Below are 22,610 nucleotides of genomic sequence, written 5' to 3'. Positions count from 1 at the left end.
GCTTACATGGCAACGATTAATCAGTTGGTGCGTAAGCCTCGTAAGCGCAAGGTAGCCAAGAGCGATGTTCCTGCTCTCCAGGCCTGTCCTCAGCGCCGTGGTGTGTGCACCCGTGTGTACACCACAACGCCGAAGAAGCCGAACTCAGCACTGCGTAAAGTGTGCCGTGTTCGTCTGACCAACGGCTTCGAGGTTTCCTCTTACATTGGTGGTGAAGGTCATAACCTTCAGGAGCACAGTGTTGTGCTTATCCGTGGCGGTCGTGTAAAAGACCTTCCGGGTGTGCGCTATCACACTGTTCGCGGAACACTGGACACCCAGGGTGTGCAGAACCGTAAGCAGGGTCGCTCCAAGTACGGTACTAAACGACCCAAGTCCTGATGTCCCGAGCGGGTGTCTTTTATCGTTGCTTGTCAGAACGGTAAGAGTAAGGCTGAGTAGCTACAGGCTATCTCAGGGGTTCCTGAAGACCTTTTAGATATATAAGGGCTTATCGATGCCTAGAAGAAGAGTTGCAGCAAAGCGGGAAATTATCCCGGATCCGAAATTCGGCAGTGCACGTCTTGCCAAGTTCATCAACCACGTGATGGAAAGCGGTAAGAAGTCGGTTGCAGAGCGCATTGTTTACGGCGCCCTGGACATTGTTGCCGAGAAGTCGAAGGAAGAGCCGATCGACATGTTCGAAAAGGCCCTGGAGAACATCCAGCCGATGGTTGAGGTTAAGTCCCGTCGTGTGGGTGGTGCTACTTACCAGGTGCCCGTAGAAGTACGGCCTTCCCGTCAGAACGCGCTGGCCATGCGCTGGCTCGTCGAATATTCACGGAAGCGCGGTGAGAAGTCCATGGCTCAGCGACTGGCAGGTGAGATTCTTGACGCCGCTGACAGCAAGGGCTCCGCTGTTAAGAAGCGTGAAGACGTACACCGCATGGCAGAAGCCAACAAGGCGTTCTCTCACTTCCGTTTCTAATCAGCCGAGGTTTATACAGTGGCACGCAAGACTCCTATCAAGCGTTACAGAAACATTGGTATTTGTGCGCACGTTGATGCGGGCAAAACCACAACCACCGAGCGGGTTCTGTTCTATACAGGTATTTCCCACAAAATCGGTGAAGTTCATGATGGTGCAGCTACCATGGACTGGATGGAGCAGGAGCAGGAGCGTGGTATCACCATTACCTCTGCTGCGACCACCTGTTTCTGGCAGGGCATGGACAAGCAGTATCCGGAGCACCGGATCAACATCATCGACACCCCGGGGCACGTTGACTTTACCATCGAGGTAGAGCGTTCACTGCGTGTACTCGACGGCGCTGTCGTTGTGTTCTGTGGTTCCTCCGGTGTTGAGCCGCAGTCCGAGACTGTATGGCGCCAGGCCAACAAGTACGAAGTGCCCCGCATGGTGTTCGTCAACAAGATGGACCGTGCTGGCGCGAACTTCCTGCGCGTGGTTGACCAGATCAAAAACCGTCTGGGCGCAAACGCCGTTCCCATTCAGTTGCCGATCGGCGCAGAAGACGACTTCGAAGGCATTGTCGATCTGATTCGTAACAAGGCGATTTACTGGAACGAAGCCGATTCCGGTGCGACCTACGACGAGAAGGATGTGCCTGCGGAAATGGCTGACGAAGTCGCCATGTACCGTGAGCAGATGATGGAAGCCGCAGCTGAAGCCAACGAAGAGCTGATGGAGAAGTACCTCGACGAGGGCGAGCTGACCAACGACGAAATCAAGAAGGGTCTGCGTATGCGTACCCTCGCTAACGAAATCGTTGTTGCAACCTGTGGCTCCGCGTTCAAGAACAAGGGTGTACAGGCGGTTCTGGATTCGGTGATCGAATTCCTGCCGGCTCCGGATGAAGTCAAAGCCATTCGCGGTGAAATTGACGAAGACGGCACCGAGGAAACTCGTCAGGCCGATGACGACGCGCCGTTTGCTGCGCTTGCCTTCAAGATTGCTACCGACCCGTTCGTTGGTACGCTGACCTTCTTCCGGGTTTACTCCGGTAAGTTGGAAAGCGGCAACGCGGTCTACAACTCTGTGAAGGGTAAGAAAGAGCGTGTTGGTCGTATGGTTCAGATGCACTCCAAGGATCGTCAAGAGATCAAGGAAGTGCTGGCTGGCGATATCGCCGCTGCCATCGGCCTGAAGAGCGTTACCACCGGTGATACTCTGTGTGACGAGAATAACAAGATTATTCTTGAGCGCATGGAATTCCCGGAGCCGGTTATCTCTGTTGCCGTTGAGCCGAAGTCCAAGGCCGATCAGGAGAAGATGGGTGTGGCGCTGGGCAAGCTGGCCCAGGAAGATCCGTCATTCCGTGTCCGGACCGATGAAGAGTCTGGTCAGACCATCATCTCCGGGATGGGTGAGCTTCACCTGGATATCATCGTTGACCGTATGCGTCGCGAGTTCAAGGTAGAGGCGAACATTGGTAAGCCACAGGTGGCCTACCGTGAGTGCATCCGCAAGCCGGTGGATGTGGAAGGCAAGTTTGTTCGCCAGTCTGGTGGTCGTGGTCAGTATGGTCACGTCAAGATCAAGCTTGAGCCGCTGCCGCTGGATGATGAAGATGGCGAAAACTTTATCTTCGTGAATGAAATTGTTGGTGGTGTTGTTCCCAAGGAATACATCCCGGCAGTTCAGCAGGGTATCGAAGAGCAGATGCAGAACGGCTGTCTGGCTGGTTATCCGCTTCTGCGTATCAAGGCGACCCTGTACGACGGTTCCTATCACGACGTCGACTCCAACGAGATGGCCTTCAAGGTTGCTGGTTCCATGGCAATGAAGAAGGGTGCGCTGGAAGCAAACCCTGCGCTGCTTGAGCCGATCATGCGAGTTGAGGTTGTGACCCCGGAAGACTACATGGGTGATGTTGTCGGCGATCTGAACCGTCGTCGCGGTGTTATCCAGGGTATGGACGAAGGTCCTGCCGGTAAGGTTATCCGCGCGGAGGTTCCGTTGTCGGAAATGTTCGGTTATGCCACTGACCTGCGTTCCGCAACGCAAGGCCGGGCGTCGTACGCGATGGAGTTCTCTGGTTATTCAGAGGCGCCTTCGAACATTGCCGAAGCGATCATTAAAAAGGGTTGATCCCAGGACTTAAGAAACAGGAAGAGGTGTAACCGTGGCTAAAGAAAAATTTGACCGTAGCAAACCGCATTTGAACGTAGGCACCATTGGTCACGTTGACCATGGCAAAACTACTCTGACCGCAGCGCTGACCCGTGTTTGTCACGAGGTTTGGGGCACTGGTACTGCAAGTGCGTTCGATCAGATCGATAACGCACCGGAAGAGAAGGCGCGTGGTATCACCATCGCCACCTCTCACGTTGAGTACGATTCTCCGACCCGTCACTACGCACACGTAGACTGCCCGGGCCACGCCGACTATGTGAAGAACATGATCACCGGTGCGGCTCAGATGGACGGCGCGATCCTGGTTTGTTCCGCAGCTGACGGCCCCATGCCGCAGACTCGTGAGCACATCCTGCTGTCCCGTCAGGTAGGCGTTCCTTTCATCGTTGTGTTCCTGAACAAAGCGGACATGGTTGACGATGAAGAGCTGCTTGAGCTGGTCGAGATGGAAGTTCGTGACCTGCTGAGCCAGTATGACTTCCCGGGTGACGACACTCCGATTGTCACCGGTTCTGCGCTGATGGCGCTGGAAGGCAAAGACGACAACGAAATGGGTACTACCGCTGTGAAGAAGCTGGTAGAAGCCCTGGATGACTACATCCCTGAGCCGGAGCGTGCCATCGATCAGCCGTTCCTGATGCCGATCGAGGACGTATTCTCCATCTCTGGTCGTGGTACCGTTGTGACCGGTCGTGTTGAGCGTGGCGTCATCAAAGTTGGTGAGGAAATTGAGATTGTCGGTATCAAGGATACCGTCAAGACCACCTGTACCGGTGTTGAGATGTTCCGCAAGCTGCTGGACGAAGGTCGTGCCGGTGAGAACGTTGGTGTTCTGCTGCGTGGTACCAAGCGTGACGACGTTGAGCGTGGTCAGGTTCTGTGTAAGCCGGGCACCATCAAGCCGCACACCAAGTTCGAGTGCGAAGTGTACGTACTGTCCAAAGAAGAAGGTGGTCGTCATACTCCGTTCTTCAAGGGCTACCGTCCGCAGTTCTACTTCCGTACCACCGACGTAACCGGTTCTTGCGAACTGCCGGAAGGTGTGGAAATGGTAATGCCGGGTGACAACGTCAAGATGAGCGTTACCCTGATCGCCCCGATCGCCATGGAAGATGGTCTGCGCTTCGCGATTCGCGAAGGCGGCCGTACCGTTGGTGCCGGCGTGGTCTCCAAGATCATCGAGTAAGTTGCTCGTTTGATCAGGAAAAGGGGCTGATACGTCAGCCCCTTTTTCCGTTAAGGCCGCACATCATGCCCGACCGTGTCACGCTTCATGGCAGTTGACATGGTTGGGTATTATGCATACAATGCGGCTCCTTTTTTTGAAGGTCGGCTAAACAAGTAGCTGCTACGAGTGGAGTTTGGTGCATCATGCAAAGCCAAAAAATTCGAATCCGGTTGAAGGCGTTTGATTACCGCCTGATCGACCAGTCCACGCAGGAGATTGTCGATACCGCTAAGCGGACCGGCGCTCAGGTGCGTGGACCTATCCCTCTGCCGACGCGGAAGGAAAAGTACACTGTTCTGATCTCCCCGCACGTCAACAAAGACGCGCGTGATCAGTATGAAATTCGTACTCACAAGCGTTTGCTCGACATTGTTGAGCCGACGGAAAAGACAGTAGATGCTTTGATGAAGCTGGACCTGGCAGCAGGTGTAGACGTTCAGATCAGCCTCGGCTAATACCGCCCGGTATTAGTCTGTGTAACTGTCATAAGGCCATAGAGGGTGAGAGCCCCGTACACTTAAGAGGTGAAACATGGCAATTGGTGTTGTCGGTCGTAAGGCCGGTATGACCCGTATTTTTACGGAAGATGGGCAGGCGCTGCCCGTTACGGTAATCGAGGTTGAGCCCAACCGCATTACCCAACTGAAAACTCTTGAAAGCGATGGCTATCGTGCAGTTCAGGTAACTGTGGGTGCCCGTCGTTCCTCTCGTGTGACCAAGAGCGAAGCAGGCCACTATGCCAAAGCCGGTGTTGAAGCCGGTCGTGGTATGTGGGAATTCCGGCTGGCCGATGGCGAAGGTGAAGACCTGGTGGCCGGTGGCGAGATCACTGCTTCTGTCTTCGAAGACGGTCAGGTTGTCGATGCTGTAGGTCAGTCCAAGGGTAAAGGTTTCCAGGGCGGTGTTAAGCGCTGGAACTTCTCCATGCAGGATGCGACTCACGGTAACTCACTGTCTCATCGTGCTCCGGGTTCCATCGGTCAGAACCAGACTCCGGGTAAGGTGTTCAAGGGCAAGAAGATGGCGGGCCAGATGGGTAACGCGCAGGTGACTGTGCAGAACCTGAAGATCGTCCGTGTCGATGCCGAGCGCAACCTGCTGCTGGTAAGTGGTGCCGTTCCCGGCGCGACCGGCGGTAACGTTGTCATCAAGCCTGCAGTTAAAGCCTGAGGAGCGGTTCGATGGAATTGACTATTACAGGTAGCGGCAAAGGAATCACTGTTTCCGAAGCTGCGTTTGCCAAAGATTTTAACGAGTCGCTGGTTCACCAGGTGGTTACTGCTTATATGGCAGCTGGTCGTCAGGGCACCAAGGCTCAGAAGACGCGTTCAGAAGTCAGTGGCGGTGGTAAGAAGCCCTGGCGTCAGAAGGGCACTGGTCGTGCCCGTGCCGGTACTATCCGTAGCCCGATCTGGCGCTCCGGTGGTGTGACTTTTGCTGCGAAGCCTCGCGATTTCGAGCAGAAGGTCAACCGTAAGATGTACCGCGCAGCGATGCGCTCCATTTTTTCCGAGCTGGTTCGTCAGGAGCGGCTGGTGGTGGTTGACGATATGAACGTCGACAGCCCCAAGACCAAGGCGTTCAGCGCCAAGCTGAAGGATATCGGTGTAACCAACGCGCTGATTCTTGCCGATAACGTCGAGCAGAATCTGCACCTGGCATCACGCAACATCCCGCACATCGATGTGCGCGACATTGCTGGTCTGGACCCGGTGAGCCTGGTTGCTTTCGAGAAGGTCGTCGTGACCGTTCCCGCTCTGAAGAAGATCGAGGAGATGCTGGGATGAATCAGGAACGCATTTACAAGGTCCTGCTTGGGCCGCACGTATCTGAGAAAGCTTCTCTGGTGGCCGAGCACGGCCAGGTTGTCTTCCGGGTTGCCCCGGACGCCACCAAGCCCGAGATCAAGAAAGCCGTTGAGCAGCTGTTCAACGTCACCGTCGAAGGTGTTCAGGTTCTGAACCGTAAGGGTAAGCTTAAGCGCACTATCCGCGGGTTCGGCAAGCGTAATGACATTCGTAAGGCTTACGTAAAGCTGGCTGAAGGTCAGGACATCGATTTTCTGGATGTGGAATAAGGTAAAGGGGTCGTAATATGCCGATCGTCAAAACCAAGCCAACATCTGCCGGACGCCGTCACGTTGTAAAGCTTTACAACCCGGATCTGCACAAAGGGCGCCCATACGAGCCGTTGGTAGAAACAAAGAGTAAGTCTGGTGGCCGTAACAATGTGGGCCGCATTACTACTCGTCACATTGGTGGTGGCCACAAGCAGCACTACCGTGTCATCGATTTCAAGCGGACCAAAGATGGTATCCCGGCGACTATTGAGCGCCTGGAATACGATCCGAACCGCTCTGCGCACATCGCACTGCTGAAGTACGCCGATGGCGAGCGTCGCTACATTATCGCTCCCAAAGGCATGCAGATTGGCGATCCTGTGCGCTCCGGTATCGACGCGCCGATTAAAGTGGGTAGCACGCTTCCGCTCCGGAATATTCCGGTCGGTTCCGTTATTCACTGCGTCGAACTCAAGCCTGGCAAAGGTGCCCAGCTGGCTCGCTCTGCGGGCGCATCCGTACAGCTGGTAGCGCGTGAAGGTGCTTATGCCACCATCCGCCTGCGCTCAGGTGAAATGCGAAAGGTGCTTGTTGACTGTCGCGCAACGTTGGGTGAAGTGTCCAACAGCGAGCACAGCCTCAAGCAGCTTGGTAAAGCGGGTGCATCACGTTGGCGCGGTAAACGTCCAACAGTACGTGGTGTTGCTATGAACCCAGTTGACCACCCACATGGTGGTGGTGAAGGGCGTACCTCTGGCGGGCGTCACCCGGTTACTCCGTGGGGTGTTCCGACCAAAGGGCATAAGACTCGTAAGAACAAGCGTACTGACAAGATGATAGTACGTCGTCGTTCAGCCAAGTAAACGACTACATAGAGGTAAATGCTGTGCCACGTTCTTTAAAGAAAGGTCCTTTTATAGACCTGCATCTGTTGAAGAAGGTCGAGGCAGCTCTGGAAGCGAACGACAAGCGTCCGATCAAGACCTGGTCCCGTCGTTCGACGATCTTTCCGGAGTTCGTAGGCTTGACCATTGCAGTCCACAACGGCAAGCAACACGTGCCGGTTTATGTCACCGAAGATATGGTCGGGCATAAACTGGGTGAGTTCGCGGCAACGCGTACTTATCGTGGTCATGCGGCCGACAAGAAAGCTAAACGCTGATTGTGAGGGGAATAGAAATGGAAGTAGCGGCTAAGTACAAGGGCGCTCGCCTCTCAGCTCAGAAAGCGCGTCTTGTCGCTGACCAAGTACGCGGCAAGGCTGTTGAGGACGCCCTGAACATTCTGACTTTCAGCCCGAAGAAGGCGGCGGTCGTGATCAAGAAAGCTCTTGAATCCGCCATTGCCAATGCTGAGCACAACGAAGGTCTCGACGTAGATGATCTGCGGGTCTCCACCGTGATGGTGGATGAAGGTCCGACGCTCAAGCGAATCAAAGCTCGAGCCAAGGGGCGCGCTGACCGGATTTTCAAGCGCACCTGCCATATCACCGTCAAGGTCGCCGACAAGTAGGAGATGCTCAGATGGGTCATAAAGTAAATCCAACCGGCATTCGCCTGGGTGTGATCAAAGAGCACAACTCAGTCTGGTATGCCGACAAAAAGGAATACGCGAAAAACCTGTTGAACGACATTCAGGTTCGTGAATTCCTCGACAAGCGTCTGGTTAAGGCGTCTGTCAGTAAGATTGTGATCGAGCGCCCTGCTCAGAACGCCCGTATCACGATCCATACAGCCCGTCCCGGTATTGTTATCGGTAAGAAGGGTGAAGATGTTGACCGTCTGCGTCGCGAAGTCAGCGACATGATGGGTGTGCCCGTGCACATCAACATCGAAGAAGTCCGCAAGCCGGACCTGGATGCCCGCCTGGTAGCGCAGAATGTTGCCGGTCAGCTGGAGCGCCGTGTGATGTTCCGTCGTGCCATGAAGCGCGCGGTACAGAACGCTATGCGTCAAGGCGCCAAGGGTATCAAGATTCAGGTAGGCGGACGTCTCGGGGGTGCTGAAATCGCGCGTTCCGAGTGGTATCGCGAAGGTCGTGTACCTCTGCACACTCTGCGTGCAGATATTGATTACGCAACCTACGAAGCGCATACCACTTACGGCGTTATCGGCGTCAAGGTATGGATCTTCAAAGGTGAGATTCTTGGTGGTATGGAGCAGGTCCGTGCTGACAAGAAAGCCTCTGGGAAGAAAGGTTCTAAGTAAAGGGGCACTCTTATGCTGCAACCAAAACGCACCAAATTTCGCAAGGTAATGAAAGGCCGTAACACCGGCCTCGCTCACCGCGCTAACAAGGTGAGCTTCGGTGAATACGGATTGAAGGCGACCAGCCGTGGGCGTATAACTGCGCGCCAGATTGAGGCAGCGCGTCGTACCATGACTCGCCGCATCAAGCGGGGCGGTAAGATCTGGATCCGGGTATTCCCGGACAAGCCGATCACCGGTAAGCCGCTGGAAGTTCGAATGGGTAAAGGTAAGGGTTCTGTCGAGTATTGGGTGGCTGAGATTCAGCCGGGCCGCATGCTCTATGAGATGGAAGGTGTTGCTGAAGATATCGCACGCGAAGCCTTCACTCTTGCGGCGGCCAAACTGCCGGTACAGACCACCTTTGTAACGAGGACGGTGATGTGATGAAAGCAACAGAGCTGCGTGAAAAGTCCGTCGAGGAGCTGAACAGCGAGCTGATCGACCTCCTGAAGGAGCAGTTCAACCTGCGCATGCGTAAAGCGACAGGCCAGCTGAATCAGTCTCACCTTCTCGGCAATGTGAAGCGCGACATCGCTCGCGTGAAAACAGTATTGAATGAAAAGGCAGGACAGTGACATGACCGAAGCTACCCAAACTGCCAGAACTCTGAGCGGCAAGGTCGTGAGCAACAAGATGGAGAAGTCCATCGTTGTCCTGGTTGAGCGCCAGGTAAAGCACCCTCTGTACGGTAAGTACATGAAGCGCTCAACCAAGATCCATGCTCACGATGAGAGCAACCAGTGCAATATCGGTGACACTGTAACGATCCAGGAAACCCGTCCGGTCTCCAAGACCAAGAGCTGGGCCCTGGTGGAAGTTACCGAAACGGCATCCAAGGTGTAATTCGCCCGGAGAACAACCATGATTCAGACTCAAACAATGCTTGAAGTCGCGGATAACAGCGGTGCGCGTCAGGTGATGTGCATCAAGGTCCTGGGCGGTTCACACCGGCGCTATGCAAGCGTTGGGGATATCATCAAGGTGACCGTCAAGGAAGCCATCCCCCGCGGCAAGGTGAAGAAAGGCCAGGTCCTGAAGGCTGTTGTAGTACGTACCCGCAAGGGTGTGCGTCGTCCGGACGGTTCGCTGATCCGTTTTGACGGTAACGCGGCGGTACTTCTGAACAATCAGGACGCTCCCATTGGTACCCGTATCTTCGGACCGGTTACCCGTGAACTGCGTAACGAGAAGTTCATGAAGATTATCTCACTGGCACCCGAAGTACTTTAAGGACCAGAGGCCGGTTATGAAAAAGATCAAACGAGATGACGAAGTAATCGTCACCACGGGGAAAGATAAAGGCAAACGTGGTAAAGTCCTGAAGGTTCAGGACGATGGCCGAGTGATTGTTTCTGGCATCAACATGATGAAGAAGCACACCAAGCCGAACCCGATGCTGGGCACCCCAGGTGGCATCGTCGAGAAAGAAGCACCTATCCAGGCTTCCAACGTGGCTATTTTTAATCCGCAGACCGGCAAAGCCGATCGCGTAGGCTTCCAGATCAAGGAAGACGGCGCTAAAGTGCGGATCTTCAAGTCCACGAACGAAGCTGTCGATAACCAGTAAGCGGTGGTGGTTACGATGCTTAACATGAAAGAGCAGTACAGTAAGGAAGTGGTACCCGCCCTGCAGAAGGAGTTCGGCTACAAGAACATCATGCAGGTGCCGCGTATCGAAAAGATCACCCTGAATATGGGTGTCGGTGAAGCGGTTGGTGACAAGAAGCTGATTGAAAATGCCGTGGCGGATCTTGAGCGCCTGGCAGGTCAGAAAGCGGTTGTCACCAAGGCACGTAAGTCCGTCGCGGGTTTCAAAATCCGGGAAGGCTGGCCTATCGGTTGTAAGGTTACTCTGCGCGGCGAGCGTATGTGGGACTTCTTTGATCGTCTGGTGCACATCGCGGTTCCCCGCGTTCGTGACTTCCGCGGTCTGAACCCCAAATCGTTCGACGGTCGTGGTAACTACAGCATGGGTGTGCGTGAGCAGATCATTTTCCCGGAAATTGAGTACGACAAGGTCGACAAGATCCGTGGTCTGGACATCACCATTACCACCACTGCCGGTACCGACGACGAAGGTCGCGAACTGTTGAAAGCCTTCGGCTTTCCGTTCAAGAAATAAGGAACGAGTGTAATGGCTAAGGTTTCCATGAAGAACCGAGAGCTCAAGCGCGAAAAAACCGTTGCGAAGTTTGCAGCGAAGCGTGCAGAGCTCAAGGCGATTATCAAGAACCCGAATACCAGCGACGACGAGCGTTGGGACGCACAGATGAAGCTCCAGCAGCTTCCTCGCGATGCCAGTCCTTCACGCCTGCGTAATCGTTGCCAGGTGACTGGTCGTCCCCATGGCGTTCTGCGCAAGTTCGAACTTTCACGGATCAAACTCCGTGAGTACGGCATGCGTGGCGACGTACCGGGTCTGACCAAAGCAAGCTGGTAAGACAGGTATCCTGGCTTCGGTCAGGTGCCCGTTGGTAAGCGGTGCGGCGCGCCGCTGCACAACTAAAAAGATCAGGAGTCTCATACCAATGAGTATGCAAGATACGCTTGCGGATATGTTTACCCGTATCCGTAACGCACAGATGGCACAAAAGGCCGATGTGGCCATGCCGGCTTCAAAGATGAAGATCTCCGTAGCCCAGGTCCTCAAGGACGAAGGTTACGTTGCAGATTTTTCCGTTTCAGCTGACGCGAAGCCCGAGCTGACGATTACTCTGAAATACTTCGGCGGCAAGCCGGTTATTGAAGAGATCAAGCGGGTCAGCCGTCCGAGTCTGCGCCAGTACAAAGGCGCTGGGGAACTGCCGAAGGTATCCGGTGGTCTGGGAGTCGCGATTGTCTCAACGTCCAAGGGCGTTATGACAGACCGCGCCGCACGTGCTGCTGGCGTGGGTGGCGAAGTCATCTGCACCGTATTCTAGGAGAATCACATGTCCAGGGTTGCCAATAATCCTGTCGTGCTGCCTTCCGGTGTTGAGGTTAAGCTGAACGGACAGGAAATTAATGTGAAGGGCTCCAAGGGAGCGCTTCAATTCACCATTCACCAGGCGGTAGACGTAAAGCAGGAAGAAGGTGTTCTTCGCTTTGCGGCACGCGATGGTGCCAAACAGTCCCGCGCTCTTGCTGGTACTACCCGTGCATTGGTCAATAACATGGTGACCGGTGTATCCACAGGCTGGGAGCGTAAGCTCGCACTGACGGGCGTAGGTTACCGTGCTCAGGCGCAAGGTAAGAAGCTCAACCTGACTCTGGGTTTTTCCCACCCGGTCGAGTATGAGCTGCCCGAGGGGATTACCGCTGAAACTCCGTCCAATACGGAAGTTGTGATTCGCGGAATCGACAAGCAACAGGTTGGCCAGGTCGCTGCGGAAATCCGCGCATTCCGTCCGCCAGAGCCTTACAAAGGCAAAGGTGTGCGTTATGCGGATGAGCAGGTCAGACGCAAAGAAGCCAAGAAGAAATAAGGCGGGACTATGAGCGCGAATAACGAAAGATTGCGTCGCGCACGCAAAGTGCGCATGAAGATCCGTGAGCTGGGTACCAATCGTCTGTGCGTTCATCGCACACCGCGTCACATGTACGCCCAGGTTACGACTGCAGATGGCAGCAAGGTTATTGCCACTGCCTCCACGTTGGATAAGGAACTGCGCCAGGGTGCAACCGGTAACGTGGACGCTGCCAAGAAGGTCGGTCAGCTGATTGCTGAGCGCGCCAAGGCGGCAGGTGTAGAGAGCGTTGCTTTTGACCGCTCCGGTTACCGTTATCACGGTCGCGTCCAGGCTCTTGCCGACGCAGCCCGTGAAGCTGGCTTGCAATTCTAAGAGGTGGAGAAGATGAGCGTTAACGAACAGAAGGCGCCTGAGCTCCAGGAGAAGCTGGTTCAGGTCAACCGCGTCGCCAAGGTAGTTAAGGGCGGACGTATTTTCGCCTTCACCGCACTGACTGTAGTGGGTGATGGTAAAGGTCGCGTTGGTTTTGGTCGTGGCAAGGCGCGTGAAGTGCCGGTCGCTATCCAGAAGGCTATGGAAGCTGCGCGCAAGAACATGGTAGAGGTTCCGCTCGACGGCACGACTCTGCAATACCCGGTCAAGGCTCAGCATGGCGGCTCCAAGGTCTACATGCAGCCCGCCTCTGAAGGTACTGGTATCATCGCCGGCGGTGCGATGCGTGCGGTACTGGAAGTAGCCGGTGTTCAGAACGTACTGTCCAAGTGTTACGGGTCTACCAACCCGGTGAACGTGGTACGTTCCACCATCAAGGGTCTCCAGGCGACACAGGCGCCTGAGGATATTGCAGCCAAGCGCGGTAAAACCGTGGAAGAGATTCTGGGTTGAAGTCATGGCGAACGCAAAAACGATCAAAGTAACTCTGACCCGCAGCCCCATCGGCTGTCAGCCCAAGCACAAACTGTGCGTCAAGGGCCTGGGTCTTCGTAAAATCGGTCACACCGTGGAAGTGGAAGATACTCCGTCTATCCGCGGCATGATCAACCGGGTTGATTACCTGGTTCGGGTTGAGGAGAACTAAGATGCGTCTGAACGAACTTAGTCCAGAGCCCGGTTCACGTCCGGCCGCAAGGCGCGTTGGTCGTGGTATCGGTAGCGGTCTCGGTAAAACCGGTGGTCGCGGTCACAAGGGTCTGAAAGCCCGTTCCGGCGGCAGCGTAGCTCCCGGTTTCGAGGGTGGTCAGCAGCCGCTGGCCCGTCGTCTGCCGAAATTCGGCTTCACTTCTCGTCAGCAGCGTTACGTTGCCGAGATTCGCCTGAATGAACTGGCGAAAGTTGAAGGCGATGTGGTAGACCTCGACGCACTCAAGAAAGCAGACATCGTTCGTGAAGAAATTCGCGAAGCTAAGGTTATCCTCTCCGGCGAACTGAGCCGCGCGGTAACCGTTAAGGGTCTGCGAGTGACCAAGGGCGCACGCGAGGCGATTACTGCCGCGGGTGGAAAAGTCGAAGACTAAGGCGAGTCGAGGACCAAATGGCCAAGACAGCATCATTGCCTGCGGGCGCGGGTAAAGGACTGGCAGAGCTGCGTTCGCGGCTCTGGTTTGTCTTCCTGGCATTGCTGGTGTACCGGATTGGTGCCCACATCCCGGTGCCGGGTATCAACCCAGACCGCCTGGCAGCATTGTTTGATCAGAACCAGGGCACGATCCTGAGCCTGTTCAACATGTTTTCCGGTGGTGCGCTTGAGCGCATGAGTATCTTCGCACTCGGTATCATGCCGTACATTTCGGCCTCCATTATCATGCAGCTCATGACTGCGGTCAGTCCGCAGCTTGAGCAGCTGAAAAAGGAAGGCGAGGCTGGTCGTCGTAAGATCAGTCAATATACGCGGTATGGTACGGTTATCCTGGCCCTGGTTCAGGGCTTCGGTATTTCTGTCGGTCTGGCATCGCAGGGCGTCACCTTCAACGACAGTTTCAGCTTCCACTTCGTGGCAGTTGTATCTTTCGTAAGTGGTGCTGTCTTTATGATGTGGCTGGGTGAGCAGATCACCGAGCGTGGCGTGGGTAACGGCATTTCCCTGCTGATTTTTGCAGGAATCGTTGCCGGGCTGCCCGGTGCTATTGGTCAGACACTGGAGCAGGCACGGAATGGCGAAATGAGCCTTCTGGTCGTTCTGGGTATCGGTGTTCTGGCGATTGCCGTCGTCGGCTTTGTGGTGTTCATGGAACGCGGTCAGCGCCGTTTGACGATCAATTACGCCAAGCGACAGCAGGGCCGTCGGGTATTTGCCCAGCAGTCCAGCCACCTGCCGCTGAAGGTGAATATGGCCGGTGTTATTCCGCCGATCTTTGCCTCGTCGATCCTGCTGTTTCCGGCTTCGCTGGGGCAGTGGTTCGGTCAGGGTGAGGGCATGGAATGGCTCAGCGATATTTCCCAGGCTCTGGCGCCCAGCCAGCCTCTGTATATCATCCTGTTTGCGGCAGCAGTGGTCTTCTTCTGCTTCTTCTACACAGCGCTGATGTACAACCCGAAAGAAGTTGCGGATAACCTCAAGCGCTCTGGAGCGTTTATTCCGGGCATCCGTCCCGGTGATCAGACCGCCAAGTATATTGATGGCGTACTGACCCGGCTGACGCTGTTCGGTGCAATGTACATTGCAGCAGTTTCCCTGTTCCCTCAGTTCCTGATGGTGGCCGGGAATGTACCGTTCTATCTGGGCGGGACCTCTCTGCTGATTGTTGTAGTCGTGGTGATGGATTTCATGGCCCAGGTGCAGTCACACCTGATGTCGCATCAGTATGAATCGCTGATGAAGAAGTCCAATCTCAAGGGCTATGGTCGGAACGGCTGACGCTGTTCCCCTTGAAAACTGGAGTCGACAATGAAAGTACGCGCTTCGGTAAAGAAAATTTGCCGTAACTGCAAAGTAATTCGTCGCAATGGCTCAGTACGAGTCATTTGCTCGGAGCCTCGCCACAAGCAGCGTCAGGGTTAATCCTCACGGATTCAGCTCTGGCATTGTAGAGGGTACGATTAATGGCGCTTGACCTCACACGGGGTCAAGCGCTATTATTTCGCGCCCTTTTATAGTGGCGGAAAATTCACACAGCAAAGCTTTGAACGCGGAGTAATTTGGATGGCACGTATAGCCGGTGTCAATATACCCGATCACAAACATGCTGTTATCTCGCTGACCTACATCTTCGGTGTTGGCAAGACAACAGCTCAGAAGCTTTGCGACGCTACCGGTGTCAAGCCGGACCTTAAGGTCAAAGACCTGAGCGACGAGCAGCTTGAAGCACTTCGTACTGAAGTGGGCAAGGTGTCTGTCGAAGGCGATCTGCGTCGTGAAGTACAGATGAACATCAAGCGTTTGAAGGATCTCGGATGTCACCGTGGTCTGCGTCATCGTCATGGCCTTCCGGTCCGTGGCCAGCGCACCAAGACCAACGCCCGCACCCGTAAAGGTCCTCGCAAACCTATTCGTAAGTAACAGGTAGGCAAACATGGCAAAGCCAGGTACACGTACCCGTAAAAAGGTGAAAAAGACGGTTGTTGATGGCGTCGCGCACATTCACGCGTCCTTCAACAACACTATCGTGACCATTTCTGACCGTCAGGGCAACGTCCTGTCCTGGGCTACCTCTGGTGGTTCCGGTTTCCGTGGGTCACGCAAGAGTACACCTTTTGCTGCGCAGGTAGCAGCTGAAAGAGCCGGTAATGCGGCTGCTGAATACGGCCTTAAAAACCTGGACGTAGAGGTTAAGGGTCCTGGGCCCGGACGTGAATCTGCAGTTCGCGCGCTGAACGCGTGTGGCTACAAGATCACCAACATCACTGATGTGACGCCGATTCCCCATAACGGCTGTCGTCCGCCCAAAAAGCGCCGCGTCTAACACAGGAGACAGTGAATTATGGCTCGTTATACAGGCCCGAAGTGCAAGCTGTCTCGTCGTGAAGGGACAGATCTTTTTCTGAAGAGCGGTGTTCGCGCGCTCGATTCCAAGTGCAACATCGAGACTCCGCCGGGTATGCACGGCGCGCGTCGCGGTCGTCTGTCCGAGTACGGCGTACAGCTTCGTGAAAAACAGAAAGTCCGTCGTATCTACGGCGTACTGGAGAAGCAGTTCCGCAACTACTATAAAGAAGCAGCCCGCATTAAGGGCGCAACCGGTGAAAACCTGCTGCAGCTTCTTGAAGGTCGTCTGGACAACGTTGTTTACCGCATGGGTTTTGGTTCTACCCGTGCTGAATCCCGTCAGCTCGTTTCTCACAAAGCGATCCTGGTGAACGACAAGGTAGTGAACATTCCTTCCTACCAGGTCAAGCCGGGTGATGTTGTGAGTGTGCGTGAAAAGGCAAAAAACCAGCTCCGCGTTAAAGGCGCGCTGGATCTGTCTTCAAGCCGCGCACCGGTGAGCTGGGTAGAGGTCGACGCCAGCAAGATGTCAGGCGTTTACAAGTCAGTGCCAGAGCGTACTGAACTGCCGGCCGACATCAACGAGAACCTCATCGTCGAGCTTTACTCGAAGTAAAGCCCAGTTAGCAACGAGAGCAGATAGGGGCGTCTATGCAGCGTTCAGTACATGAGTTATTGACACCTCGTACCATTGACGTGAAGGAATCAAACGCCACGCGCGCCAAGGTGACGCTGGAGCCTCTGGAAAGAGGCTTCGGTCATACCCTGGGTAGCGCATTGCGCCGTATACTCTTGTCCTCAATGCCGGGCTGTGCGATCACTGAAGCACAGATTGACGGTGTTCTGCATGAGTACAGCGCAATCGAGGGTGTCCAGGAAGACGTCATTGAGATTCTTCTGAATCTCAAAGGCGTGGCTGTCAAAATGGGCGGTCGGGATGAGGCTGAGGTTACCCTCAGCAAGAAAGGCCCGGGCGTTGTTACAGCCGGAGATATCAAGCTGGATCACGATGTCGAGATCACCAACCCGGATCATGTGATCTGTCACCTGAGTGAAAACGGTGAAGTGAACATGCGTCTCAAGGTTGCCCGTGGTCGCGGCTATGAGCCGGCCGATCAGCGGGGTCTGGACGAGGACGAAACTCGCGCTATCGGACGCCTGCAGCTGGATGCAACCTTCAGTCCGGTCCGTCGTGTTGCTTATGCCGTGGAAAGTGCACGGGTAGAGCAGCGCACCGACCTGGACAAGCTGGTTATTGATCTGGAGACCAATGGCACCATCGATCCGGAAGAAGCTATTCGCCGGGCCGCAACCATTCTCCAGCAGCAACTGGCTGTGTTTGTTGATTTCGATCATGAGAAAGAGCCTGAGCGTGTTGAAGAAGAGGAAGAAATTGATCCGATTCTGCTGCGTCCGGTGGACGATCTGGAATTGACTGTGCGTTCAGCTAACTGCTTGAAGGCTGAGAACATCTACTACATCGGCGATCTGATTCAGCGCACTGAAGTTGAGCTGCTGAAGACGCCTAACCTTGGTAAAAAGTCGCTGACCGAGATCAAGGACGTACTCGCGTCCCGTGGTCTGTCACTGGGTATGCGTCTTGATAACTGGCCGCCGGCTAGCCTTCGTGGCGACGACCGGGTTCTGGGCGGTTAATCGCCGATTGGTTTAAGGTAAGGAATAAGAGCAATGCGTCATCGTAAGAGTGGTCGTAAGTTCAGCAGGACCAGTGCGCATCGCAAGGCCATGTTCCGTAACATGACTGCGTCACTGGTTGAACACGAGCTGATCAAGACAACGCTGCCGAAAGCCAAAGAGCTTCGTCGTGTAGCTGAGCCTTTGATCACGCTCTCAAAGAATGATTCGGTCGCGAATCGTCGTCTGGCGTTTTCTCGCCTGCGTAACGATGCGGCGGTAGCCAAGCTGTTTGATGAGCTGGGTCCCCGTTACAGCGAGCGTCCGGGTGGTTACCTTCGTATCCTGAAGTGCGGCTTCCGGGCCGGCGATAATGCCCCGATGGCATTCGTCGAGCTGGTCGGCCGTCCGCTGGATATCGAAGCGGAAGAAGTGGACGAAGACGAAGAGTAAGCAGCTTTTCGGTTCGGTTCAGAAAAAAGCCGGAGGGAATCCTCCGGCTTTTTTTATGGGCTCGGGTTAGCGGCTTAGAATGGGTTTCAGGTATCGACCGGTATGGGAGCCCGCCACGCTTGCCACGTGTTCCGGAGTGCCCTCGGCGATGATCTGTCCGCCGCCGGAGCCGCCTTCCGGACCAAGATCCACAATCCAGTCGGCTGTCTTGATCACGTCCAGGTTGTGCTCGATGACGATGATGGTATTGCCGTGATCGCGCAGCCGCTGCAGCACATTCAGTAACTGCTGAATGTCATAGAAGTGCAGGCCGGTGGTCGGTTCGTCCAGGATGTAGAGTGTCTTGCCGGTGTCCCGTTTGGACAGTTCCTTGGCGAGTTTGACCCGCTGGGCTTCGCCGCCGGAGAGAGTCACGGCGCTCTGCCCGAGTCGGATATAGGACAGGCCGACATCGATTAGGGTCTGCAGCTTGCGGGCAATAAAGGGAACCGGATCAAAAAATTCCCGGCCCTCCTCAACCGTCATTTCCAGCACTTCGTGGATATTCTTGCCCTTGTAGCGGACTTCCAGGGTTTCCCGGTTGTAGCGCTTGCCTTTGCACACATCACACGGAACGTAAACGTCCGGAAGGAAGTGCATTTCCACCTTGATCACGCCATCGCCCTGGCAGGCTTCGCACCGCCCCCCTTTCACATTGAAGCTGAAGCGGCCAGGCTTGTAGCCGCGCGATCGCGCTTCCTGAGTGCCTGCAAACAGTTCGCGGATCGGGGTGAACAACCCGGTGTACGTGGCCGGATTGGACCGCGGCGTGCGGCCGATCGGGCTCTGGTCAATGTCGATGACCTTGTCAAGCTGGTCAAGGCCCTTGAGTTTGCCATAGGGAGAGTGGTTGAGACTCGTGGCCTTGTTCAGTTTGGCGGCAGCAACGGGATATAGGGTGCTGTTGATGAGCGTGGATTTGCCCGAACCCGAGACCCCGGTGACGCAGGTCATCACGCCAAGGGGGATCTTCAGGGTGACGTCCTGGAGGTTGTTCCCGCTTGCGCCAGTGAGGGTCAGTTGTTTGCCGTTGCCGCTGTTACGGGTGGCGGGTATGGCAATCTCCTGGGTGCCGTTCAGGTACTGGCCAGTCAAAGATTTGGGATTGTTGATGATCTGGTCCGGGGTGCCCTGGGCGATGATCTGGCCACCGTGCACGCCCGCGCCGGGGCCAATGTCGATCACGTGGTCTGCGGCGCGAATGGCGTCTTCGTCATGCTCCACCACGATCACCGTGTTGCCCAGGTCGCGAAGGTGGGTGAGGGTCGCCAGTAGGCGGTCGTTATCGCGCTGGTGCAGACCGATCGACGGTTCATCAAGGATGTACATGACGCCCACCAGCCCGGCGCCGATCTGGCTGGCCAGGCGGATGCGCTGGGCCTCGCCGCCGGACAGCGTATCGGCGCTGCGCTCGAGGGTCAGGTATTCCAGGCCCACGTTTACCAGGAACTGCAGGCGTTGGCGTACTTCTTTCAGGATTTTCTCGGCGATTTCCCCCTTGCGACCGGGCAGGGCCAGGGTCTCGAAATAGTCGTGTGCTTCGCCAACCGGCAGGTGGGTAACGTCCGCAATGTTGTGGTTTTCGACAAACACGTGGCGGGCACTGCGGCGCAGGCGCGAGCCATGGCAGTCTTTGCAGGGCTGGGTGCTCAGGTTGCGCGCCAGTTCTTCGCGCATGCTCTGGGAATCGGTTTCCCGGTAGCGGCGTTCCAGGTTCGGCAGAATCCCTTCGAACGGGTGGGCCTTCTCCATGATGTGGCCGCGGGAGTTCACATAACGGAACGGAATGTCATCGCTGCCGGAACCATACAGCAGGGTTTGCTGGAAACTCTCGGGCAGATCGACCCAGGGGGTTTCCATATCGACCCCATAATGCTCGGCGACACTGGTGAGCATCTGGAAATAATAAACCGCGCGGCGGTCCCAGCCCTTGATGGCGCCGGCCGCGAGGTTGGCTTCCGGATGCTGGACGATCTTTTCCGGATCAAAGAACTGTTTCACGCCGAGCCCGTCACAGGTCGGGCACGCGCCGGCCGGGTTGTTGAAAGAAAACAGCCGCGGCTCCAGCTCGCTCAGAGAATAGCCGCATTGGGTGCAGGCGTAGCGGGCGGAGAACGTGTGTTCCTCGCCGTCGCCGCTCATCGGGGCGATCAGCGCAATGCCGTCCGCCAGCGCCAGCGCGGTTTCAAAGCTCTCGGCCAGGCGCTGTTCCAGGCCAGGCTTGACCTTGAACCGATCCACCACGACGTCGATCTGGTGTTTGCGCTTCTTGTCCAGAGCCGGCACGTCGTCGATGTCATAGACCGTGCCGTCTACCCGCAACCGAATGAAGCCCTGGCTGCGCATTGTCTCCACCACTTGCAGGTGCTCGCCCTTGCGGTCACGAATGACCGGCGCAAGGATCATCAGCTTGCTGTCCTCCGGCATCGCCTGCACCTGATCCACCATCTGGCTGACGGTTTGCGCTTCCAGGGGCTGGTGGTGGTCCGGGCAACGCGGCTCGCCGGCGCGGGCAAACAGCAGGCGCAGGTAATCGTAAATCTCGGTGATGGTGCCGACCGTGGAGCGGGGGTTGTGGGAGGTGGATTTCTGCTCAATGGAAATCGCCGGTGACAGGCCTTCGATGTGGTCCACGTCCGGCTTTTCCATCATCGACAGGAACTGACGCGCATAGGTGGAGAGGGATTCCACGTAGCGCCGCTGGCCCTCAGCGTAAAGCGTGTCAAAGGCAAGAGAGGACTTGCCGGAGCCGGACAGGCCGGTGATCACAATCAGCTTGTCCCGCGGCATATCCAGGTCGATGTTCTTCAGATTGTGAGTTCGCGCACCTTTGATCTGGATATGATCCATAACACCTCGCTCGAAGAAAAACAGGGATTATACCGTGTTATCCTGCGCCCGGCGAAAGCCGTGACGGTAAGTGACTATAGGGCTTGCCACCGTGCCGCGGCCTGCCCGGTTCTGTTACAATGCCCGGCCTGCGGATCGGCGGTGGTCCGCCAGAAACCGTTTTGAGGAAAGTCTCCCCCATGAATTCACTGGAAAGGCGCTCAGTGGCCGCACTGGCATCGGTCTACGCTCTGCGTATGCTGGGCCTGTTCATGGTGATGCCGGTCTTCGTGCTGCTTGGCGACGATCTCCGCGGCGCTACGCCTGCGTTGATCGGGTTCGCCATTGGCGCCTACGGATTGAGTCAGGCGCTGTTGCAGATCCCTTTTGGGCTGCTGTCGGACCGCATCGGCCGCAAGCGCATGATCTACGCAGGGCTCGTCCTGTTTGCCGCAGGCAGTCTGGTCGCCGCTTCGACCGATTCCATATACGTTGTCATTGCCGGACGGATTCTTCAGGGTGCCGGCGCCATCGCCAGCGTGCTGATGGCGCTGCTGAGTGATCTGACCCGGGAAGAGGAGCGCACCAAGGCCATGGCCACGGTCGGCATTTCCATCGGGCTGTCGTTCTCGGTCTCGCTGGTGTTGGGGCCGTTGATTGGTTCCGTATTCGGTCTGTCCGGCCTCTTCTATCTCACGGCCATTCTTGCGGTGGCAGCGATGGTTATTGTCTGGCGCCTGGTGCCGACACCCCATCAACATAAAATCAGCGCCGACACTCATCCGGCGAAGGACATGCTGGCGACGGTGTTGGCCGACCGCCGTCTGCTGCGTCTGGATTTCGGTATTTTCGCCCTGCACCTGGCGTTGACCGCGATCTTCCTGGTGTTTCCCCTGCTGCTGCAGGATCAATTGGGGCTGCCGTCCTCGTCCCACTGGTGGTTCTATCTGACGGTGATGGTGACCTCCTTTTTTGCCATGGTGCCGTTCATCATCATTGGCGAGAAAAAGCGCAAGATGAAGCCGGTGCTGTGCGGTGCCATTGTTCTGCTTACCCTGTCGACCCTCGGGATGGCTCAACTGGCAGGCAGCCTGGGCGCGGCCTGGGGCGTGCTGTTCCTGTTCTTCATGGCCTTCAATCTCCTGGAAGCGTCGCTGCCATCGCTGATCAGCAAAGAGGCGCCGGCCGCCAGCAAGGGCACCGCCATGGGGGTGTACTCGACGTCCCAGTTCATGGGGGCGTTTGTCGGTGGTGCCGTGGGCGGGCTGCTGCTTGAAACAGCGGGCGTCAGCGGGGTGCTATGGTTGATGGCGGGCGTGCTGACGCTATGGTTCCTGGTCGCCCTGACCATGCCGGCGCCGGGTTACACCACCAGTTTCGTGGTACAGTTGAAAGAAGTGGCGCAAAGTCAGTTCGACAGCATAGACGATGCCTTGATGGCGCTGCCCGGTGTTCAGGATGTGGTGATTCTGGAAGATGCGGGGACGGCCTACCTGAAGGTGGATCGTAAGAAATTTGATAAAGGGTTACTTGCGGACTTCCCGTTTGTCCGGCACGGTAACGGTTCTTGAAATCCGGAGGCCCGCAGGGACGACGGGCCATCCCAGAAAA

At 56.0% G+C, this 22,610-nt stretch carries 34 protein-coding genes; 33 read left to right on the top strand and 1 reads right to left on the bottom strand.

The genetic code is table 11. From position 1 onward, the window contains the following. The first annotated feature begins 6 nt into the window (after positions 1-6). The 32 genes from rpsL (at position 7) to rplQ (ending at position 18,131) form a co-directional block, all read left to right on the top strand. Positions 7-381: a 30S ribosomal protein S12 gene (gene rpsL / locus DYI22_RS12485; RefSeq protein WP_018405045.1), complete on the top strand. Its 375-nt coding sequence runs from the start codon at positions 7-9 to the stop codon at positions 379-381. A 115-nt stretch (positions 382-496) separates the two neighbouring features. Beyond that, positions 497-967 (top strand): 30S ribosomal protein S7, encoded by a 471-nt coding sequence (gene rpsG / locus DYI22_RS12480; protein ID WP_048497735.1) that lies wholly within the window; start codon positions 497-499, stop codon positions 965-967. A gap of 18 nt (positions 968-985) precedes the next feature. After that, positions 986-3,091 carry an elongation factor G gene (gene fusA / locus DYI22_RS12475; RefSeq protein WP_213478396.1) on the top strand — a complete coding sequence of 702 codons (2,106 nt, stop codon included), beginning with the start codon at positions 986-988 and terminating at the stop codon, positions 3,089-3,091. A gap of 34 nt (positions 3,092-3,125) precedes the next feature. Continuing rightward, positions 3,126-4,322: an elongation factor Tu gene (tuf, locus tag DYI22_RS12470; protein WP_213478394.1), complete on the top strand. Its 1,197-nt coding sequence runs from the start codon at positions 3,126-3,128 to the stop codon at positions 4,320-4,322. Positions 4,323-4,507: 185 nt separating this feature from the next. After that, entirely contained in the window at positions 4,508-4,819 is a 312-nt protein-coding gene (rpsJ, locus tag DYI22_RS12465) for a 30S ribosomal protein S10 (protein ID WP_004580743.1), read from the top strand. A gap of 76 nt (positions 4,820-4,895) precedes the next feature. Further along, complete coding sequence (rplC, locus tag DYI22_RS12460; protein WP_213478393.1) at positions 4,896-5,534, top strand: 50S ribosomal protein L3; 639 nt, start codon at positions 4,896-4,898, stop codon at positions 5,532-5,534. Positions 5,535-5,545: 11 nt separating this feature from the next. Then, complete coding sequence (gene rplD, locus DYI22_RS12455) at positions 5,546-6,151, top strand: 50S ribosomal protein L4 (RefSeq protein WP_213478391.1); 606 nt, start codon at positions 5,546-5,548, stop codon at positions 6,149-6,151. Beyond that, positions 6,148-6,441 carry a 50S ribosomal protein L23 gene (gene rplW / locus DYI22_RS12450; RefSeq protein ID WP_041341428.1) on the top strand — a complete coding sequence of 98 codons (294 nt, stop codon included), beginning with the start codon at positions 6,148-6,150 and terminating at the stop codon, positions 6,439-6,441. The genes rplD and rplW overlap by 4 nt, the downstream gene beginning before the upstream one ends. Before the next feature lie 17 nt (positions 6,442-6,458). Continuing rightward, positions 6,459-7,286, top strand: a complete 828-nt coding sequence (rplB, locus tag DYI22_RS12445) for a 50S ribosomal protein L2 (RefSeq protein WP_213478390.1) — start codon at positions 6,459-6,461, stop codon at positions 7,284-7,286. A 23-nt stretch (positions 7,287-7,309) separates the two neighbouring features. Beyond that, a complete protein-coding gene (rpsS, locus tag DYI22_RS12440; protein ID WP_012139770.1) occupies positions 7,310-7,585 on the top strand; it encodes a 30S ribosomal protein S19 in 276 nt (91 codons plus the stop codon). A 17-nt stretch (positions 7,586-7,602) separates the two neighbouring features. Further along, complete coding sequence (rplV, locus tag DYI22_RS12435) at positions 7,603-7,935, top strand: 50S ribosomal protein L22 (protein ID WP_008940674.1); 333 nt, start codon at positions 7,603-7,605, stop codon at positions 7,933-7,935. An 11-nt stretch (positions 7,936-7,946) separates the two neighbouring features. Continuing rightward, positions 7,947-8,630: a 30S ribosomal protein S3 gene (gene rpsC, locus DYI22_RS12430; protein ID WP_029655325.1), complete on the top strand. Its 684-nt coding sequence runs from the start codon at positions 7,947-7,949 to the stop codon at positions 8,628-8,630. Between the two features lie 12 nt (positions 8,631-8,642). Beyond that, positions 8,643-9,056, top strand: coding sequence for a 50S ribosomal protein L16 (gene rplP, locus DYI22_RS12425; protein ID WP_213478389.1), 414 nt, complete (start codon positions 8,643-8,645; stop codon positions 9,054-9,056). Then, positions 9,056-9,247 (top strand): 50S ribosomal protein L29, encoded by a 192-nt coding sequence (rpmC, locus tag DYI22_RS12420; protein ID WP_213478432.1) that lies wholly within the window; start codon positions 9,056-9,058, stop codon positions 9,245-9,247. Before rplP ends, rpmC begins: the two co-directional genes overlap by 1 nt. Position 9,248: 1 nt before the next feature. Next, complete coding sequence (gene rpsQ / locus DYI22_RS12415; RefSeq protein WP_213478388.1) at positions 9,249-9,515, top strand: 30S ribosomal protein S17; 267 nt, start codon at positions 9,249-9,251, stop codon at positions 9,513-9,515. Between the two features lie 18 nt (positions 9,516-9,533). Beyond that, the gene (gene rplN / locus DYI22_RS12410; RefSeq protein ID WP_007154005.1) at positions 9,534-9,902 is read left to right on the top strand and encodes a 50S ribosomal protein L14; all 369 of its coding nucleotides are present in this window, start codon (positions 9,534-9,536) and stop codon (positions 9,900-9,902) included. Between the two features lie 16 nt (positions 9,903-9,918). Then, positions 9,919-10,239: a 50S ribosomal protein L24 gene (rplX, locus tag DYI22_RS12405; RefSeq protein WP_012139777.1), complete on the top strand. Its 321-nt coding sequence runs from the start codon at positions 9,919-9,921 to the stop codon at positions 10,237-10,239. A gap of 15 nt (positions 10,240-10,254) precedes the next feature. After that, a complete protein-coding gene (gene rplE / locus DYI22_RS12400; protein WP_213478387.1) occupies positions 10,255-10,794 on the top strand; it encodes a 50S ribosomal protein L5 in 540 nt (179 codons plus the stop codon). Between the two features lie 12 nt (positions 10,795-10,806). Then, complete coding sequence (gene rpsN, locus DYI22_RS12395; RefSeq protein ID WP_213478386.1) at positions 10,807-11,112, top strand: 30S ribosomal protein S14; 306 nt, start codon at positions 10,807-10,809, stop codon at positions 11,110-11,112. Between the two features lie 88 nt (positions 11,113-11,200). Next, on the top strand, positions 11,201-11,593 hold the full coding sequence (rpsH, locus tag DYI22_RS12390; RefSeq protein WP_213478385.1) for a 30S ribosomal protein S8: 393 nt from the start codon (positions 11,201-11,203) through the stop codon (positions 11,591-11,593). 9 nt (positions 11,594-11,602) lie between these two features. Next, the gene (rplF, locus tag DYI22_RS12385) at positions 11,603-12,136 is read left to right on the top strand and encodes a 50S ribosomal protein L6 (RefSeq protein WP_213478384.1); all 534 of its coding nucleotides are present in this window, start codon (positions 11,603-11,605) and stop codon (positions 12,134-12,136) included. 9 nt (positions 12,137-12,145) lie between these two features. After that, complete coding sequence (gene rplR, locus DYI22_RS12380; RefSeq protein ID WP_213478382.1) at positions 12,146-12,493, top strand: 50S ribosomal protein L18; 348 nt, start codon at positions 12,146-12,148, stop codon at positions 12,491-12,493. 12 nt (positions 12,494-12,505) lie between these two features. After that, on the top strand, positions 12,506-13,006 hold the full coding sequence (gene rpsE / locus DYI22_RS12375; RefSeq protein ID WP_008174892.1) for a 30S ribosomal protein S5: 501 nt from the start codon (positions 12,506-12,508) through the stop codon (positions 13,004-13,006). A 4-nt stretch (positions 13,007-13,010) separates the two neighbouring features. Then, positions 13,011-13,199, top strand: coding sequence for a 50S ribosomal protein L30 (gene rpmD / locus DYI22_RS12370; RefSeq protein ID WP_012139786.1), 189 nt, complete (start codon positions 13,011-13,013; stop codon positions 13,197-13,199). Between the two features lies 1 nt (position 13,200). Then, positions 13,201-13,635, top strand: coding sequence for a 50S ribosomal protein L15 (rplO, locus tag DYI22_RS12365; RefSeq protein ID WP_213478381.1), 435 nt, complete (start codon positions 13,201-13,203; stop codon positions 13,633-13,635). Positions 13,636-13,652: 17 nt separating this feature from the next. Beyond that, positions 13,653-14,975 (top strand): preprotein translocase subunit SecY, encoded by a 1,323-nt coding sequence (gene secY / locus DYI22_RS12360; protein WP_213478379.1) that lies wholly within the window; start codon positions 13,653-13,655, stop codon positions 14,973-14,975. Positions 14,976-15,005: 30 nt separating this feature from the next. Then, on the top strand, positions 15,006-15,119 hold the full coding sequence (rpmJ, locus tag DYI22_RS12355) for a 50S ribosomal protein L36 (protein ID WP_008174902.1): 114 nt from the start codon (positions 15,006-15,008) through the stop codon (positions 15,117-15,119). Between the two features lie 141 nt (positions 15,120-15,260). Then, a complete protein-coding gene (rpsM, locus tag DYI22_RS12350) occupies positions 15,261-15,617 on the top strand; it encodes a 30S ribosomal protein S13 (RefSeq protein WP_099619752.1) in 357 nt (118 codons plus the stop codon). 13 nt (positions 15,618-15,630) lie between these two features. Next, entirely contained in the window at positions 15,631-16,020 is a 390-nt protein-coding gene (gene rpsK / locus DYI22_RS12345; protein WP_007153992.1) for a 30S ribosomal protein S11, read from the top strand. A gap of 18 nt (positions 16,021-16,038) precedes the next feature. Further along, a complete protein-coding gene (gene rpsD, locus DYI22_RS12340) occupies positions 16,039-16,659 on the top strand; it encodes a 30S ribosomal protein S4 (protein ID WP_213478378.1) in 621 nt (206 codons plus the stop codon). Between the two features lie 35 nt (positions 16,660-16,694). Beyond that, a complete protein-coding gene (locus DYI22_RS12335; protein ID WP_213478377.1) occupies positions 16,695-17,699 on the top strand; it encodes a DNA-directed RNA polymerase subunit alpha in 1,005 nt (334 codons plus the stop codon). A 33-nt stretch (positions 17,700-17,732) separates the two neighbouring features. After that, on the top strand, positions 17,733-18,131 hold the full coding sequence (gene rplQ / locus DYI22_RS12330; protein ID WP_036134902.1) for a 50S ribosomal protein L17: 399 nt from the start codon (positions 17,733-17,735) through the stop codon (positions 18,129-18,131). 66 nt (positions 18,132-18,197) lie between these two features. On the opposite strand, the gene uvrA is transcribed toward rplQ, so the two are convergent. Next, positions 18,198-21,020 (bottom strand): excinuclease ABC subunit UvrA, encoded by a 2,823-nt coding sequence (uvrA, locus tag DYI22_RS12325; protein ID WP_213478376.1) that lies wholly within the window; start codon positions 21,018-21,020, stop codon positions 18,198-18,200. Positions 21,021-21,199: 179 nt separating this feature from the next. On the opposite strand from uvrA, the gene DYI22_RS12320 reads away from it, so the two are divergent. Continuing rightward, complete coding sequence (locus DYI22_RS12320; RefSeq protein ID WP_213478375.1) at positions 21,200-22,570, top strand: MFS transporter; 1,371 nt, start codon at positions 21,200-21,202, stop codon at positions 22,568-22,570. The last annotated feature ends 40 nt before the right edge of the window (positions 22,571-22,610 follow it).

It is taken from the genome of Marinobacter lipolyticus, from assembly GCF_018424605.1.
GTDB classification, from domain to species: Bacteria; Pseudomonadota; Gammaproteobacteria; order Pseudomonadales; family Oleiphilaceae; genus Marinobacter; species Marinobacter lipolyticus_B.
Note: the sequence above shows the minus strand (reverse complement) of the source record. Positions and strands in the feature narration are given on the sequence as shown.

Bases quoted from the DNA above. Each gene is read 5' to 3' on its own strand.
- rpsJ (WP_004580743.1), top strand. From the start codon at position 4,508: ATGCAAAGCCAAAAAATTCGAATCCGGTTGAAGGCGTTTGATTACCGC.
- rpsE (WP_008174892.1), top strand. From the start codon at position 12,506: ATGAGCGTTAACGAACAGAAGGCGCCTGAGCTCCAGGAGAAGCTGGTT.
- rpmJ (WP_008174902.1), top strand. From the start codon at position 15,006: ATGAAAGTACGCGCTTCGGTAAAGAAAATTTGCCGTAACTGCAAAGTA.
- rpsM (WP_099619752.1), top strand. From the start codon at position 15,261: ATGGCACGTATAGCCGGTGTCAATATACCCGATCACAAACATGCTGTT.
- secY (WP_213478379.1), top strand. From the start codon at position 13,653: ATGGCCAAGACAGCATCATTGCCTGCGGGCGCGGGTAAAGGACTGGCA.
- rpsC (WP_029655325.1), top strand. From the start codon at position 7,947: ATGGGTCATAAAGTAAATCCAACCGGCATTCGCCTGGGTGTGATCAAA.
- rpmD (WP_012139786.1), top strand. From the start codon at position 13,011: ATGGCGAACGCAAAAACGATCAAAGTAACTCTGACCCGCAGCCCCATC.
- rpsQ (WP_213478388.1), top strand. From the start codon at position 9,249: ATGACCGAAGCTACCCAAACTGCCAGAACTCTGAGCGGCAAGGTCGTG.
- rpsG (WP_048497735.1), top strand. From the start codon at position 497: ATGCCTAGAAGAAGAGTTGCAGCAAAGCGGGAAATTATCCCGGATCCG.
- rplB (WP_213478390.1), top strand. From the start codon at position 6,459: ATGCCGATCGTCAAAACCAAGCCAACATCTGCCGGACGCCGTCACGTT.
- rpsL (WP_018405045.1), top strand. From the start codon at position 7: ATGGCAACGATTAATCAGTTGGTGCGTAAGCCTCGTAAGCGCAAGGTA.
- rplF (WP_213478384.1), top strand. From the start codon at position 11,603: ATGTCCAGGGTTGCCAATAATCCTGTCGTGCTGCCTTCCGGTGTTGAG.
- rpsN (WP_213478386.1), top strand. From the start codon at position 10,807: ATGGCTAAGGTTTCCATGAAGAACCGAGAGCTCAAGCGCGAAAAAACC.
- rplO (WP_213478381.1), top strand. From the start codon at position 13,201: ATGCGTCTGAACGAACTTAGTCCAGAGCCCGGTTCACGTCCGGCCGCA.
- rpsH (WP_213478385.1), top strand. From the start codon at position 11,201: ATGAGTATGCAAGATACGCTTGCGGATATGTTTACCCGTATCCGTAAC.
- DYI22_RS12320 (WP_213478375.1), top strand. From the start codon at position 21,200: ATGAATTCACTGGAAAGGCGCTCAGTGGCCGCACTGGCATCGGTCTAC.
- rplQ (WP_036134902.1), top strand. From the start codon at position 17,733: ATGCGTCATCGTAAGAGTGGTCGTAAGTTCAGCAGGACCAGTGCGCAT.
- rplX (WP_012139777.1), top strand. From the start codon at position 9,919: ATGAAAAAGATCAAACGAGATGACGAAGTAATCGTCACCACGGGGAAA.
- rplE (WP_213478387.1), top strand. From the start codon at position 10,255: ATGCTTAACATGAAAGAGCAGTACAGTAAGGAAGTGGTACCCGCCCTG.
- rplP (WP_213478389.1), top strand. From the start codon at position 8,643: ATGCTGCAACCAAAACGCACCAAATTTCGCAAGGTAATGAAAGGCCGT.
- uvrA (WP_213478376.1), bottom strand. From the start codon at position 21,020: ATGGATCATATCCAGATCAAAGGTGCGCGAACTCACAATCTGAAGAAC.
- rplN (WP_007154005.1), top strand. From the start codon at position 9,534: ATGATTCAGACTCAAACAATGCTTGAAGTCGCGGATAACAGCGGTGCG.
- DYI22_RS12335 (WP_213478377.1), top strand. From the start codon at position 16,695: ATGCAGCGTTCAGTACATGAGTTATTGACACCTCGTACCATTGACGTG.
- rplR (WP_213478382.1), top strand. From the start codon at position 12,146: ATGAGCGCGAATAACGAAAGATTGCGTCGCGCACGCAAAGTGCGCATG.
- rplC (WP_213478393.1), top strand. From the start codon at position 4,896: ATGGCAATTGGTGTTGTCGGTCGTAAGGCCGGTATGACCCGTATTTTT.
- rpsK (WP_007153992.1), top strand. From the start codon at position 15,631: ATGGCAAAGCCAGGTACACGTACCCGTAAAAAGGTGAAAAAGACGGTT.
- rplW (WP_041341428.1), top strand. From the start codon at position 6,148: ATGAATCAGGAACGCATTTACAAGGTCCTGCTTGGGCCGCACGTATCT.
- rplD (WP_213478391.1), top strand. From the start codon at position 5,546: ATGGAATTGACTATTACAGGTAGCGGCAAAGGAATCACTGTTTCCGAA.
- rplV (WP_008940674.1), top strand. From the start codon at position 7,603: ATGGAAGTAGCGGCTAAGTACAAGGGCGCTCGCCTCTCAGCTCAGAAA.
- rpsD (WP_213478378.1), top strand. From the start codon at position 16,039: ATGGCTCGTTATACAGGCCCGAAGTGCAAGCTGTCTCGTCGTGAAGGG.
- rpmC (WP_213478432.1), top strand. From the start codon at position 9,056: ATGAAAGCAACAGAGCTGCGTGAAAAGTCCGTCGAGGAGCTGAACAGC.